The organism is Micromonospora sp. DH13 (genome assembly GCF_020873825.1).
GTDB classification, from domain to species: domain Bacteria; phylum Actinomycetota; class Actinomycetes; order Mycobacteriales; family Micromonosporaceae; genus Micromonospora; species Micromonospora haikouensis.
Map to the genome: position 1 here is coordinate 128,446 of NZ_JAHWGR010000005.1, position 13,217 is coordinate 141,662.

General features: G+C 72.1%; 15 protein-coding genes and 1 tRNA gene. 2 read left to right on the forward strand and 14 right to left on the reverse strand.

Features of this window, described 5'->3' with window-relative positions:
* Positions 1-108 precede the first annotated feature (108 nt).
* Positions 109-1,086 (reverse strand): NAD(P)H-quinone oxidoreductase, encoded by a 978-nt coding sequence (locus LPA42_RS06830; RefSeq protein ID WP_077935213.1) that lies wholly within the window; start codon positions 1,084-1,086, stop codon positions 109-111.
* A gap of 144 nt (positions 1,087-1,230) precedes the next feature.
* Between LPA42_RS06830 and LPA42_RS06835 the strand changes: the two genes are divergently transcribed.
* Positions 1,231-1,317: transfer RNA gene (locus LPA42_RS06835), tRNA-Ser, on the forward strand.
* A 135-nt stretch (positions 1,318-1,452) separates the two neighbouring features.
* Here the strand turns inward: LPA42_RS06835 and LPA42_RS06840 are convergent.
* The 6 genes from LPA42_RS06840 to LPA42_RS06865 all read right to left on the reverse strand — a co-directional run bounded on the left by LPA42_RS06840 (position 1,453) and on the right by LPA42_RS06865 (position 6,153).
* Positions 1,453-2,829 carry a tyrosine-type recombinase/integrase gene (locus LPA42_RS06840; protein WP_096761536.1) on the reverse strand — a complete coding sequence of 459 codons (1,377 nt, stop codon included), beginning with the start codon at positions 2,827-2,829 and terminating at the stop codon, positions 1,453-1,455.
* Positions 2,826-3,035, reverse strand: a complete 210-nt coding sequence (locus LPA42_RS06845) for an AlpA family transcriptional regulator (protein WP_077935212.1) — start codon at positions 3,033-3,035, stop codon at positions 2,826-2,828. The genes LPA42_RS06840 and LPA42_RS06845 overlap by 4 nt, the downstream gene beginning before the upstream one ends.
* The gene (locus LPA42_RS06850; RefSeq protein WP_198956386.1) at positions 3,032-3,199 is read right to left on the reverse strand and encodes a hypothetical protein; all 168 of its coding nucleotides are present in this window, start codon (positions 3,197-3,199) and stop codon (positions 3,032-3,034) included. Before LPA42_RS06850 ends, LPA42_RS06845 begins: the two co-directional genes overlap by 4 nt.
* Positions 3,200-3,455: 256 nt before the next feature.
* Positions 3,456-4,688 (reverse strand): DUF3631 domain-containing protein, encoded by a 1,233-nt coding sequence (locus tag LPA42_RS06855; protein WP_077935211.1) that lies wholly within the window; start codon positions 4,686-4,688, stop codon positions 3,456-3,458.
* On the reverse strand, positions 4,685-5,572 hold the full coding sequence (locus LPA42_RS06860; RefSeq protein WP_077935210.1) for a bifunctional DNA primase/polymerase: 888 nt from the start codon (positions 5,570-5,572) through the stop codon (positions 4,685-4,687). The genes LPA42_RS06855 and LPA42_RS06860 overlap by 4 nt, the downstream gene beginning before the upstream one ends.
* 104 nt (positions 5,573-5,676) lie before the next feature.
* Positions 5,677-6,153, reverse strand: coding sequence for a hypothetical protein (locus LPA42_RS06865; protein WP_077935209.1), 477 nt, complete (start codon positions 6,151-6,153; stop codon positions 5,677-5,679).
* Between the two features lie 45 nt (positions 6,154-6,198).
* Here LPA42_RS06865 and LPA42_RS34720 point away from each other — a divergent pair, with 45 nt between their 5' ends.
* Positions 6,199-6,411: a peptidase inhibitor family I36 protein gene (locus tag LPA42_RS34720; RefSeq protein ID WP_368859506.1), complete on the forward strand. Its 213-nt coding sequence runs from the start codon at positions 6,199-6,201 to the stop codon at positions 6,409-6,411.
* 23 nt (positions 6,412-6,434) lie between these two features.
* Here the strand turns inward: LPA42_RS34720 and LPA42_RS06870 are convergent, their stop codons facing one another.
* The 7 genes from LPA42_RS06870 to LPA42_RS06900 form a co-directional block, all read right to left on the reverse strand.
* Positions 6,435-8,645 carry a hypothetical protein gene (locus tag LPA42_RS06870; RefSeq protein WP_077935208.1) on the reverse strand — a complete coding sequence of 737 codons (2,211 nt, stop codon included), beginning with the start codon at positions 8,643-8,645 and terminating at the stop codon, positions 6,435-6,437.
* Positions 8,645-9,967, reverse strand: a complete 1,323-nt coding sequence (locus LPA42_RS06875) for a hypothetical protein (protein ID WP_228986422.1) — start codon at positions 9,965-9,967, stop codon at positions 8,645-8,647. The genes LPA42_RS06870 and LPA42_RS06875 overlap by 1 nt, the downstream gene beginning before the upstream one ends.
* Positions 9,964-10,206: a hypothetical protein gene (locus LPA42_RS06880; protein WP_228986445.1), complete on the reverse strand. Its 243-nt coding sequence runs from the start codon at positions 10,204-10,206 to the stop codon at positions 9,964-9,966. The genes LPA42_RS06875 and LPA42_RS06880 overlap by 4 nt, the downstream gene beginning before the upstream one ends.
* A gap of 45 nt (positions 10,207-10,251) precedes the next feature.
* Entirely contained in the window at positions 10,252-10,716 is a 465-nt protein-coding gene (locus LPA42_RS06885) for a Pycsar system effector family protein (protein WP_077935206.1), read from the reverse strand.
* A 92-nt stretch (positions 10,717-10,808) separates the two neighbouring features.
* Positions 10,809-11,705 (reverse strand): DUF2637 domain-containing protein, encoded by an 897-nt coding sequence (locus LPA42_RS06890; RefSeq protein ID WP_228986423.1) that lies wholly within the window; start codon positions 11,703-11,705, stop codon positions 10,809-10,811.
* Positions 11,702-12,088: an RRQRL motif-containing zinc-binding protein gene (locus LPA42_RS06895; RefSeq protein ID WP_077935205.1), complete on the reverse strand. Its 387-nt coding sequence runs from the start codon at positions 12,086-12,088 to the stop codon at positions 11,702-11,704. Before LPA42_RS06895 ends, LPA42_RS06890 begins: the two co-directional genes overlap by 4 nt.
* The gene (locus tag LPA42_RS06900) at positions 12,088-12,474 is read right to left on the reverse strand and encodes a DUF6284 family protein (RefSeq protein WP_228986424.1); all 387 of its coding nucleotides are present in this window, start codon (positions 12,472-12,474) and stop codon (positions 12,088-12,090) included. The genes LPA42_RS06895 and LPA42_RS06900 overlap by 1 nt, the downstream gene beginning before the upstream one ends.
* Positions 12,475-13,217: the final 743 nt, after the last annotated feature.

The window sequence follows — 13,217 nt, forward strand, 5'->3', positions numbered from 1 at the left end:
CCGGGTGGGCGAATGGACACCAGCGGTGACCATGGCGAGCCCGAGCGTCGTCGGGGTGCCCGGGCACCGCGCCCGGAGGCGCAGCGGCCCGTCGGGCACGAGAAGGCACTACTGGACGGTCAGCAGCACCTTCCCCACGTGGGCGTTGGACTCGACCAGGCGGTGCGCCTCGGCGGCCTCGGCCATCGGCAGCCGCCGGTCGACGACCGGGCGGACCATCCCGGCGGCGACCAGCGGCCACACCTGCTCGCGTACGCCCGCCACGATCTCCGCCTTCTCCGCCAGCGGCCGGGAGCGCAGCGCGGTGGCCGCCACCGACGCCCGCTTGGCCAGCAGCGCCCCCAGGTCCAGCTCCGCCTTCCGGCCGCCCTGCATCCCGATCACCACCAGCCGGCCGCCGGTGGCCAGCGCCGCCACGTTCCGGGCCAGGTAGGACGCGCCCATGATGTCGAGGATCACGTCCGCGCCCCGGCCGCCGGTGACCCGGCGGACCTCCTCGACGAAGTCCTGCTCCCGGTAGTCGATCGCGTGCGCCGCGCCCAGCCCGAGCAGCCGCTCGTGCTTGGCCGGACGGGCGGTCACCACCACCGTCGCACCGAGCGCCGCGCCGAGCTGCACGGCGAACGTGCCGATCCCGCTGCCCCCGCCGTGCACCAGCAGTGTCTCGCCCCGCGCCAGCCCGGCGAGCCGCACGACGTTCGACCAGACCGTGCACGCCACCTCGGGCAGCGCCGCCGCGTCGACCAGGTCGACGCCGTCCGGCACCGGCAGCAACTGCCCGGCGGGCACGGCCACCCGCTCGGCGTACCCGCCGCCGGCCAGCAGCGCGCAGACCTCCCGGCCCACCTCCCACCCGGCCACGTCGGGACCGATCGCGCTGACCACCCCCGAGCATTCCAACCCGGGGTACGTGGGCGCGCCCGGCGGGGGAGGGTAGTGCCCCTGCCGTTGCAGCAGGTCGGCCCGGTTGACCGCGCTGGCCCGCACGTCGACGATCACCTCGCCGGGGCCGGGCTCGGGGTCGGGCACCTCCGCCCAGACGAGTGCGTCGGGTCCACCGGGCTCCGGGATCGTGATCGCGCGCATGGCCCAGTCATACCCGATCCGGCGCGCCCTCCACGTCCGGGCTGTCCCGGTCCGTCGACGCTCGGTGCCGGTGGGACGGTGAGTCGCGGGTTGGCCGGCTTCTGGCAGACTAGGCAACGGTCGTGCCCTGCGGGGCACGTGCCGGGAGGGTTCGCCTAGTGGCCGATGGCGCTGGTCTTGAAAACCGGTAAGGCAGCGATGTCTTCGTGGGTTCGAATCCCACACCCTCCGCTCTCTGGACAGCAGAAACGGCCCCTGACCAGCGCGGACGCCAGCCAGGGGCCGTTTCGTCATTCGTGAGGGAGTCTCACTTCGTCCCGCCGGGGGCCGTCGCGTCTCGCTGGTCGTGTCGTATTCGTGTCGGCGCTACCCGGCTGCCTCGGTGCCCAACGCTCCCTCGATCCGCTTCCGGGCCGCTGCATCCTGGCCGTCGATACACGAGGCGTAGACCTTCAACAGGACATGGACGCTGTGCCCGGCCCACTGCGCGACCTGGGTAGCGGGCACCCCGGCGTTGAGCCAGAGCGACACGGCGGCGTGCCGCAGGTCGTACGGCCGGTGCGCCAGCGGTGACCGCTGCTGCGCGGGCGTCAACGCTGCCTCTCGGGCCTGCCTCCAGGCGCGCAGGTAGGTGCTCTTCGACACCGGGGCGACCCTGGCACCGGCGGCGTTGAACATCCGGCCGTTGGCGTTGCGGCAGTGCTCCCGCAGGTGGTGCCGCAGGATGCGAACCAACTCGGGGCAGGCCGGCACGTCGCGGGTCGCCTTCTTCGCCCGGTGCTTGAGTTCCCGGTCCTCCAGCGACGTGCCGCCGTCGCTCCAATCCTCGCCCACCTGCTGAGTCGACCCGCTGAGGTGAAGCCACCCCCACCCGGTTTCGGGTAGCTCGCATTCGTCGGCGCGCAGGTGGATCACCTCGGAGGGGCGGAGCGCGGCGAAGTACATGCAGGCGAAGAACCCTTCCAGGTGCGGATCGCGGTTCCGCACCGCCGAGAGCAGGGAGCGGGCCTGTTCGGGATTCACGACCACCTTCCGGTCGACCTGGTCGGTGTTCTTCGGCGCTCGCCACTGGATGAAGTCCATCGGGTGAGCGTCGAGATAGCGGAGCTCGACGGCGTACTTCAAGGCGCTGTAGAGCACGGCCCGTTTCCTCGCCACGGTGTTCGCGGCGGCGGGGCCGCCGTCGATCCGGACCGTGAGCGCGTCGAGCGCCTTTCGGGTGGTGGCGGGGTTCGCTACGTCCGACAGCGGGAGCGTGTTCGCGGCGAGCCAGCGAACGACCGGCGCGATCTGCTCCGGTGGCAGGCCGTTGTCGCGGTCGCGCTGCAACTTGTTGAAGGTCCAGGTGTAGAGGGCGTGCCGAATCTCGGCGTCATCCGGTGCGCCGCGCGACGTGGCGAGCAGGGCGAGCGTGGCCGTGGTGAGCGCGTCGGCAATGCTCTTGCGCTGCGTCGCGGCAGCACGCGGCCACTTCATGTCGACGAACGCGACAGCCAGGTCATACCAGTTCCGGGCGTTCAGTTCCCGGGCCATCGGCTCCGGCAGCCCGCTCTTCTCGTCGAAAGCCGTTCCCTCGCGCTGGGCAACGACCAGCTTCGACCGGAAGCTCTCGGCGAGCGCCCCGGTGGCGTACGTCTTCCGGAACGACTTGCCGGCGACCCTCCATCGAACGGTGTAGGACTTCTTCTTGCCGGCGAGGGTGTTGGTCAGGATCGCGTGAATGCGCACGTCATAGCTGCTCAAGCGGCCTCCTCGTGATCGTTGAGCCAGTTGTCCAGGTCGCGGCGGCGGACGTAGAGGCTGCCGTTGGGGTACTTGATGGTTCGGGGCGCGCGGCCGGTGGCCTTCCACTTGAAGAAGGTCGACCGAGGTACGCGGAGTTCGTCCAGGACTTCGGCGAGGGTGAGCAGGTTGCCGGTGGGGGTGGTGCGCTTCGGGCGGGTGGTCACGGGCGGCTGTCCTTCCTCGGGGTGGCGTCGAGGTAGATGCGGTGCCGGGTGGAGGGGTGCCGGTCGGGGTAGGGCTGGCTGATGCGGTTGACGGTGAGGACATGGGCGAGGGCGTTGAGGGCGGCGGCTGTTTCAGCGGGTGTGCCGTGCAGCCTGATTCGCATGCAGAGCGCCTTTCGGTCGGCGGTTGCCGTCGGGCCTGGAAAGCGTGAGATATCCGCGTAGATGGGCGCAGAGCGGCCCGCTGAGAGCGTCGTTGGGCCGCGATCCGGTGTTGCCCGGTGTGCGGGTGGGCCGGTGCGGCCGAGGGTTTCTCAGCGGGCCGTTCTGGTGGGTCAGCTTGGCCGGGGGTATCCGTACCATCCGTACCAAGCTCGTTTTGCCTGCTCAGGGGCGGTACGGATTGATTCCTGGTACGGATTAATGCGTACCAGGGGCGGCGGTGAGGGTGCGTCGTGGTACGGATCGATCCGTACCAGCGGGGTTATCCGTACCGGGGATGACCTGCGGAAACGAGGTTGGTACGGATGGTACGGATACCCCGGTGGAGGGGGTTTCGGGTTGAGGGCAGTAGCGCTGCCAAGCGTCGGTGAAGGCGTCGCGGGTGTAGCCCTTGGCCTGCCCCACGGGGAAGCGGATCGTGTCGGAGCGGATGTCGAACTCGCGGAGCAGGTCGCCGAGCCTCTTGCCGGTCAGCCCGTTGGGGCCGCTGTCGGCCCAGGGTGCCTCGGGGTCGCCGTTGAGAGCGGCGAGCAGGTCGGCGCTGGGCGCGGCGGGCGGATCGCCGAGGGTGGCGAACGCGGTACGGACGTCGGCCAGGAGCCGGACCCGTTGGGAGACGTTGCCGGCGTCGTCGGCTTCGGCGGTCAGGACGGTGATGGCCTGGCGGGCGCGGGCAGGCCAGGTGTCCCCGGCCAGGTCGGCGACCGCCACGAGGGGTTCCCAGGTGTCAGCGGCCCGGTCCTCTACCGGCATGGGCGGTTCCGCGGCTTCGAGGATGGCGAGGTTCGCGCGGAGCCATCCGGCCAGGTGTTGGGCGACGGTGCGGAGGGCGGGGCCGTCGCGGCGGTGCCGGTACGGGGCAACGGTCTCTCCCGGTGCGCGGCGGCGCATGCGGATGACGACGGCGCGGTCTTCGATGGTGTCGGGCATCGCGCCGATGCCGGCGAGGGCGGCCATGGCGAAGGTGGGGATCTTCTCCAGGCTTTGGGTGTTGTTGTCCCAGCGGATCGCGGGCCGGTTGCGCTGGTGACCGGCGTTGAGCAGCCCGCGTAGATCCTCGTTCGCGTCGGCGTTCTTCCCCCCGAACAACGTGTCTGCCTCATCCACCAGCAGGGTCGGAGGTTGGCCGGTGCCGATGGCCCGGTAGACGGCGGCGGGGCTGGCGTTGACGGTGATGAGCGGGTCGTGGCAGGTGCCCTCGACCACGTCGAGAAGACGCGACTTCCCGCACCGCTTCTCCGGCGCCCGGATGACCAATCGGGGCGCGTGCGCCCACGCGGCTTGGGCGTGGGTCGCGGCGATCCACAGCGCGACGGCGTCGACCGCTTCGGGGCTGGGGAGGATCACGTACTTGGTGAGGCAGGCGTGTACCTGGTCGAGGATCGCCGCGCCGTCTTCGGGCTGGCCAGTGGTGCTCGTGGGTGGGTTCATGCGGCGAGTCCTTCGGCGTGGAAGCCACCTCGGATGGCGGCGCGGATGTCGCGGTCGGTTTGCTCGGCGGCGCGGCCGGCGGTGGTGAGGGCGGCTATGGCGTCGTCGCGGCTGATCGCGTCAGCGGCGACCATCCGGGCCACACCCCGTGCCGCCCCGTAGAGGGTGGTGCGGCGGGTTCCCTCGGCGGCGGTGGCGATCGCGTGCAGGTGCGCGGCCAAAAGCCGGTCGGGGAAGGAGATGCCTCCCGCCGCGCGGATGCTGGTCGGGCAGTGCGGGGTGGTGGGCGGTGGTGCTGGCGGGGCCGGTCGGCAGACATCAACCAGCGCGGGGGGCATCTCCTCCATCACCCTGCCTGGCGCCCACTGGTACGGGCGGCCCGTGCGTGGATGCACGCTCGGGGGCAGCACCACGTATCCGCCATCGGCCTTCACGTCGACACCGGGCCCTAGCCCCTGGCCGGGTTTGCCCTGGCTACACGGCACCGGGTCGCCGGGGTGCTGGTAGTACAGGTGCAGGCCACCGGAGCCGGTCACCACGTACGCGGTCGGCGGCAGCAACCCTCGGCCGATCAGCGCGTTCATGGTGTCGCGGCCACCATGGGCGGGGTCGACATCGGCCACGACGGTCCCTGACGGGGCACCGGTGCGCAGGGCGAGCTGCCCTGCGGGGACGGCGGCCACGATCGCGGCGACCCGGTCAGGGTCGGTGGTGGCAGCGTAGAAGCCGTGGCAGGTCAGACACGGGCAGGCGTCGCGGTCGTGGTCGGGGCCAGGATCGGTGCAGGGCGGGCAGTTGGCGACGGGTCGTTTCGACCGGGCGAGCATGAACACCGGCCAGCCCCGGGCGGCATAGTCGAGAGCGGCGGCGAGCAGGTCGGACATGAGGTGTCTCCTTCCTGGCGCAGGCGGGCCAGGTGGCCAGCGCCGCATGGACGCTGGCCACCTAGCGGTGAGCGCGCGAAGCGCGCCGATCAGGCACTTCGGGGCTAGGCGATGCGGCGCGGCCGGCTACTCGGCCGGCGGGCGTCCAGCGGGATGACCGGGGCCAGCCGTGCGACCGGGGCCGGGGTGGCGGGTGCGGTGCCGGCGGCGGACAGGAGCACGGTCATGACCTGCTGCCGGGTGCGGCCCGCTGCGCGTTCCCAGGGCAGGATGGCCGCGTGCAGGTCGACAACCGTGCGGGTGCGCAGGTGTCGGGTTAGGTGGTCGACGGCGGCGGTGTACATCTCGGCGGTGGTGGGGTCGGTGATGGCGAACCAGCGCGGTCGGCCGAGCAGGGCGGCGCGGATCGCGCCGTAGACGCTGGCGGGGTACATGCCGGAGCGGACCACCCGACAACCGCCGTGGGTGCAGCCGTGGTGCGGGTCGTAGAGGCCGGGGCCGGGGTGCCAGCCGTGCCGGCGCAGGTAGTCGGCGGCGGTGCGGAGGGCGTCGGCTGGGGAGTGCGGTAGGTGATCGGTCATCGGTGATGACCTTCCTCGGCGTTGACTGTGGGTAGTCGTGTGCGGGTGTGCGGGACCGCGCCGGGAGGGTGCCCGGCGGGTGCCGTGTGTGAGGCGTGGGAGGCGATCGGGACACGGGGGGTTCCGGGCCGGTTTTCGGGCCGGAACCCCCCTGTTGGGTGTGGGAGTCACACGCCTGACACGTGCAGGTCAGCGGCTGTATCTGGGGGTGGCACGAGCTGTGTGACTCCCACAGTTGTGGGAGGCGCTAACGTGTGACTCCCACGCCGGGTTGTGGGAGGTCAGGCGGCCCGCTGTATGCCGCCCCGGTAGGCGTCAACCGCCTCACGCAGAGTCGCGGCGAGGTATCCAGGCTTGGACGACTCTCCGATCCGAATGCGGCCGGTGGCGTTGTGCCGTTCCACATCCACGTCGCGCAGGAGCCGTCCCAACTCGGTGCCGAGTTCGGCGGGGTCCATGTCGAGGCGGGCCGCCAGGTCGGCGGTGTGGATGCGTCCGCCGTTGGCGTCGGTGGCTTCCAGCGCGCGGGTGAGTAGTTCCGGCACGGGGTTGAGGTGGTGGAGGGCGGTGGTCATGTCGATGCCGAGTGCGTTGACGTTGCGGGCGGCGATGGTCTTGAACCGGTCGAGGGCGGCGTCGAGGGTGTCGCCGGGGATCGGGTCGAACAGGTGCGCAATATCCGCCCCCGCACCACCGGCCGCCGGGGTGGTGCCGGTGGTCGGGGCGGGCGGCGGCGTGGTCGGGGTGGTCGCGGGCGTGGGCGGGGTGATGGTGATGGGGTCGGTGAACAGGGTGGGCATGGTGCGTGCCCACCGGTCGGCGTAGGCGCGGGTGCCCTTGACCGCGACCTTGGCGGCGAGTTGGGCGGAGGTGGCGTCGAGGTCGGGTCGCCAGGGGGCGACGGCGACGGCGGCGGCGTCGATGCGGTTGGGGTCGGTGCGGTAGCCCTTGAACGGCATGGGCGCGGCTTCGCCGGGGTTGCCGGCGAGCAGGAACCCGCAGCCTTGGTAGGGGGCGGCTTCGGCGTCGATGTTGTACTTCCAGCCGAACAGGTAGTTCAGTTCCTTCTCATCGGTGACCCGCATCCCGATGCGGATCCGGGCCTGCTCTTTGATGGCGATGGGCAGGTAGTCGTCGGTGGCGCGCAAGGCGCAGCAGAGGGTGCGGACTCCGGCGGCGCGGCCGGTGTCGCTGATCTGGGCGAGCATGTTCACGATGTGCGGCGGCACGGTCTTGATCTCGTCGACCACGATCACGATTTCGGGCAGGTCCGGGCCGACCGGGATCTTGTCGTCGTTCGCCGCCCGCATCCGCTGCTGGTACGCGGGTTTACGGCCGTTGATGATCTCGATCGCGGCGCGGACCATGATCTCCGCTTCGGCGATGCTGGTGGCGACCCAGTCGACGGCGGGGCGGGGCGCGCGGCCTTCGGCGTAGGGGGTGACCCACGGTCGGGACAGCCCGCCGCCGGCCAGGTCGATCTGCCACACGAGGGTGTCCACGCAGCGCACGAGTTGGGTGTTGATGGTCTGCAACTGGTTGGTCTTACCCGAGTCGGTCTGTCCGACCAGCACACCGCAGGCGTAACGCAGGTTGATCACGGCCTGCTCACCGTTGCGCAGCGGCCCGATCGCGAGCGGGTTGTTGATCGACAGGGGGCTGTAGTCGTCCAGGTAGTGATCCTGAGCGAGGGCGTTGACGGTGGAGACGTGCAGCAGCACCGCGCCGCGGCTGTCGCCGGGTTCGACGGTGACCTCGCAGCCGTGCGGCAGCCGGGCGTCGGCGGCCAATCCTTCGGTGCGGCGGGCGATGTCCCGCCACGTCGCCCCACCTGTTGGGAGGTCGGCGTCGAGGGTGAACCCGGTGCGGGTCGCCCACCCCTGCACGTTGCGCACCCGCACCTTCACGTCGGTGACGCGGGCGATGCGGGCTTCCCACACGGCGGCGACCCGGTCGCGGCGCGCGGCGGCGTCCATGGCGGCGGCGTGCTGCTGGGCGGCGGCGGCGCGGCGGCGGCGGGTGCGGCCGATAGCGGTGGCGACGGTGCCGAAACCGGCGGTGCCGGCGGCGAGGGTGCCGACCGCCCACCCCGACCACACCGCATCCGTCATCAGGGCAGTGGTCGCCCATGCGCCGGGCATCATCCAGCAGCAGCCGCGCCACAGCAGCCGGTGGCCGGGCAGGTCGTCGGCCATGCCGGCGGCGACCGCGCCGGCCGCGCCGAGCGCCCCGCCGATCGCGGCGAACGGGCCGGGCACCTGCGCGGCAGCGGCGATGCTCGCCGCACCGAGCGTGGCCCCGGCGGCGTTCAACGTTCCCCACGCGGGGTGGGGGTGCCGCCAGTGCCAGGTGGACAGGGCGTAGGCGGCCCACGACATGGCCCGCCCCCGGGCCGGCTTCCCCGCGGTGGGGGCGGTGGTCGGGTTGGTGGGGGTGGCCCCCGGCACGGCGGCCGGGGGCACCATCTGCGGGTTGGTGTCGGTGGTGGTCATCAAACGTTCCACTCCTGCTCGTTGGTGCGCGGGGCTTCCTTACGGGCCAGGTCGCGTTCGTGGACCTTGCGGAACACCGGGGCGATCGTCTCGGCGGCGGCGATCGTGGCCCGCTGAACCTGGTAAAGCGCGGCGAGCGCTTCCACCACGCGGGGGTCGACGGGCCGCTCGGCGTGGGTGCGCAACGCCATCGCCTTCAAGCCCTCGGCGATGTCGAGCATCGCGGCGGGCATCTGCGCCAGATGCGCCCCGAACTCGTACATGTCATCGGGGGTGTACCTGCTCGCGGCCGACCGGAACTCCGATGCGGCCCCGGGGAGAGGGAAGTTACCCATGGCTGCGCCACCTCCAGCGGTGATCTCCAACGACCCGACCAATCCGGCCAGGTCGGTGCCGTTCGTGGTGGTGCCGGCGGCATCGTTGCCGGCGGCAGGCTTGTCCGTGGTGGTCTTGTCAGCGCCGGGGTTGGTGGTGGGGTTGGCTTTGCGGACTTCCTCCGCCAGCCGGGCGGCATCCTCGGGGCCCGCGACCGGCTTCGGTGACGGCTTCCGGCCGTTCTTGCCCCGGGGCGTCGACCCGGTACGCGGGAGACGCAGCCCCAGCCCGTGCGGCTTACGCCCCTTGCGTTTGTCGGTGTTCTTGCCGCTGCCGCCGGGGGAGCCCTTGCCGCCGCCCGGTTTGCGCCCGAACAGCCCGCCACCGGGGGTGCCGGTGCCGTCCTTGCCGGGCTTGCGCCCCTTGCGTTTGTCGGCGTTCTTGCCGCCCCCGCCGGGGGAGCCCTTGCCGCCGCCCGGCTTGCGCCCGAACAGGCCACCGGCAGGGGCCTTGCTCTTGCCGAACAACCCGCCCGGGGTGGCCTTTCCGCTACCGGGCTTGTTCCGACCCCGACCGCCGGCCGCACCGCCATTGGCGGTGGCCCGGCGAGACGGGCGGGCCGACTGCCCGGTACGGCCAGCGCCGTCGCGGCGTGCGCGGTCCCGCTTGGCCTTCCGGTCGGCCATGGCGAGTCCGGCGGCGGCGGTCGCGGCGGCGGCCAGCAGCAGCGCACCGACACCACCGGCGCCGGCCCACACCGCCCCACCGCCCACGGCCAGGACGTCAGCGGCAGAGAGCAGCAACGCCCCACCAGGGAACCCGGTCGGGCCGTCATCGTCCGGCGGGTCATCCCCGGTGTCGTCGGCGGTCGGCTCATCGGCCGGTGCGTCGGCGTCGGCCAGGGGCAGGCCATCGCCCCCGACGTCGCCACCGTGGTCGGGCTCCGGGTCGGTGGTGGGCGGCGTGGCTTCGGTCGTGTCGGTGGCCTCGATCGTGTCGGTACTCACCGGCGACCCGCCCCGACCCGCAGCAGCCACCGCACGATCCCGTAACCCCCGGCCGCGATCAGCAGGGCCAGCAACAGCCACCCGGTGACCTGCGCGTCACGCGCCAGCCCGAACCCGGTCGCGAACACCACCACCGGGCCGCCGACCGTCAATCCGACGGCCAACCCCGCCCGCGAATCCATTGACCCGACCGCCGCAGCCACGCGCGGCCGGTCAACCTGCTCACTTCTCGGCACCATCACCGGTGCCTCCTCTCGTCAAAGGGGGTAGAGGTTGAGCGCCGGTCAGCCGAGCAGCAGGACCAGGGCGGCGGTGACGGCGGTGCCGGCCAGACCGGACAGCAGCAGGTCGACGGCGGTGCGGACCCGGCGGTACTTGGCCACCGTGGTTCGGGACAGCCACACCAGCTCGTGTGCTCGCAGGGACGCCATGCTCAGCGGAGGCAGCGCGGCGTCGGTCATCAGGTCCCCCGGCGCGCTGGTCGCGTAGCGGATCAGGCCGTGTCCGCCGCCGAGCGACGGGCGCACCGCGCACGCCAGCAACCCGACGGCAACACCGATCACCCCGACGGTTGCCGCCCCGGTGGCGAGGGCGGGGACGGGCAGGTCGGCGCGGGCCAGCACGGCCAGGCCGATGGTGAGGGCGGTGCCGGCGAGCGTGAGCAACGTCGAGGCTTTCGCGTCCACGCGGACCAGCTCGGCGCGCACGGTGGCCACCTCGGCGGTAAGGAACGTGGTGTCTGGCACCATCAGAGGTGCCCTCCCTTCACATGGGGGTTGGGTGACCGGACCGGCGGCACAGCACTGGTTTCCAGGCCGTGAGGCTGTGCCGCCGGGCGGGGTCAGGTGCGGCTACGGCGGTTCGTGACCAGCAGCGCGGCCGATGCCATGACCATCAGGCCGTCAACGGCGAGGGGGCCGATGGCGATGGTGAGCGGGTCCTCGCCGAAGTGCTCCAGCAGCCCGGACAGGTGCCGGTAGGACACCACGGCGGCGACCACCGCGACCGGCAGCACCCCGGCCACGCGGGCGACCACGGAGCTGAATCCTTCGCCCCAGGGGATGCGGGTCAGGATCTCCACCGCGACGAACAGGGCCACCGGCCAGAACACCGACAGCGCCACGGCCAGGGGCGACGGGGACCACCCGGGGTCCGGGGCCCACCCGGCGGGTGCGCCGTCGGGCGGCTTCGGCAGGTAGGTGTGCGCCACGTTCGCCGCGATCGACACCACCCCACCGAGGATCACCCCGACGTAGGCCCACCCCCGGCCCTGGACCCGCTTGCCGCCCCGGTCGGGGCTGATCTTCGTACCCGGGTGACTGACCACCACGACCTGCTCGACCTGCTCGACCGGCGCGCTGTCCACGGCGACGGCCAGGGCCGGCGGGGCCAGCGCGGTCTGCTCGGCCACGATCGGGGCGGGGGCCGGGTCCGGGCCGATCGGCTCCGGGTAGTCCAGCCGGGGCGCGGCGGGTTCGTCGGCGGGCGTTGCGGGGGTCAGCAGCGCGCCGCGCACGATCATCGTGCGCAGCGTCTCGGCCCGGGTACGGTCGGCGTGCTCGGCCTTGAGGCGGGCGAGCAGGTCGTCAGCCTTTGCCGCGCCGATGCGGAACTCACGCATCAACCGGTTGCGCGACGGGAACTGCTGCCCGGCGGGCAGCGGCAGATCGCGGGCGGCCGGCAGCAGCGTCTCTACCGGCTGTGGGTAGCGGGTGCCGTTGATGGTCGGGGCGGTCATGCTGCTTCCTCCTCAGGGAACGTGGCCGGGTCGGCGCAGGTCAGGCACTCACCGAGCGAGCGCGGAATGTAGTAGGGCCGCTCATGGCCGCAGATGCGGCAGGTACGGCGCGCGGTCAAGGCGGCGCGGACGGCGCGGAGCTGGGCCGGGGTGGCGGTGCGCTTCGGCCGAGCCAGGTCGACCCGGTACAGGTACGCGGCGCGGGTGCCGCCGACGCCACGCCAGAGGACCTGGGCGGCGACCGGCTGACCGGCGGGGCGCAGGCCGGCGGCGCGGAGTTGACGGCGGGTGGCGTAGCCGGGCGGGGCACCTCTCCACCAGAAGGTGGGGATGCCGTAACGGTCGCCGTCCGGATCCCAGTACGCGGCCCTCATCCGCGACATCAGGCGACCCGGGGGGTCGCGTTCTGGCCAGCAGGGCAGCCGTAGATGGCCCGGTGCGACACCTGCTCGGCCCCGCACGTCTGGCAGCGCAGGATCTTGCAGCCGTAGCCGCACCCGGTCATGCCAACCTCCACCAGCAGGTGACCGTGACAGACGTGCGCGGGGCGGGCGGCCACCTCGGCGGCGGCGCGGGTCACCCGGGCCTCAGCCCGGCGCAGCCTGCGCCAGTCCAGCGGCGAGGGGCCGCCGTCGTCGGCGGCGTAGAGCATCGCGATCTCGGCGTCGAGCAGGTCCAGGTTGGCCGCGATCAACGGCCACTCCTGCTCGATCGCGGCCAGGTCGGCGGAGGTCGGCTCCAGCATGGCGGCGTCGTGGTCGGTGGTCACTTCGATCGGTTCCTTCCGGTACGGCGAGAGCGCGGCGACTGCCGGCAGGGCCGGCAGTGCTGCTCGTCGGGAGCCAGCGGGGCGAGGGAGCCGCACCCGCCGCAGTCGCGCCACACGGCGCTGCTCTTGGTCGTAATCCGCACGGCGGCGGCGATGCTTACGGACATGGACGGCTCACCTCTCCCCAGCTCGAATCAGTCGGACGAGTAGCCGAAGCGCGGCCAGGTCGGCGCGCTCCGGAGTGAAGAACAGGGCGTGCCGTGCTGGCACGCCGGGCGACCCTCGGTTTGGGCAAGCAAGGGGCCAAACCCCTGAAGCGGACAGGTCTTGCGGCCGGACACGTCAACAGCCGAACGCCGCTCGCCACCCCTAGATCGCATGCATCGGGACCCAATCGGGGAGACGGATCTCCCTGCGTCCCGGACCTCTGTGAAGTTCTCAAGTGAAGCCATGTGCCACGGCGGTCCAGCAGATTCACGAGCGGTGCAGCCGAAGCCGCATCCGCCGGCTGTGGAGTCGCCAGCAGGTATACGTGTTCTATGCGCCATAGAACACGTATACCTTCGACCTGTCAAGCACTGCGTTGGGCGGTGCTGGGAGGTCGCGTCCTTCGTGGTGGTGCTGGAATCCAGCTAAGCCGCTATCGACGCAGGTCAACAGGGAGATCATGGGGGTTCATTGGAGCGGCCGGGGGTTCACTTGGGGGAGCACTTGCCCCGGCTTGGTGTTGACCTTGCAGGTGA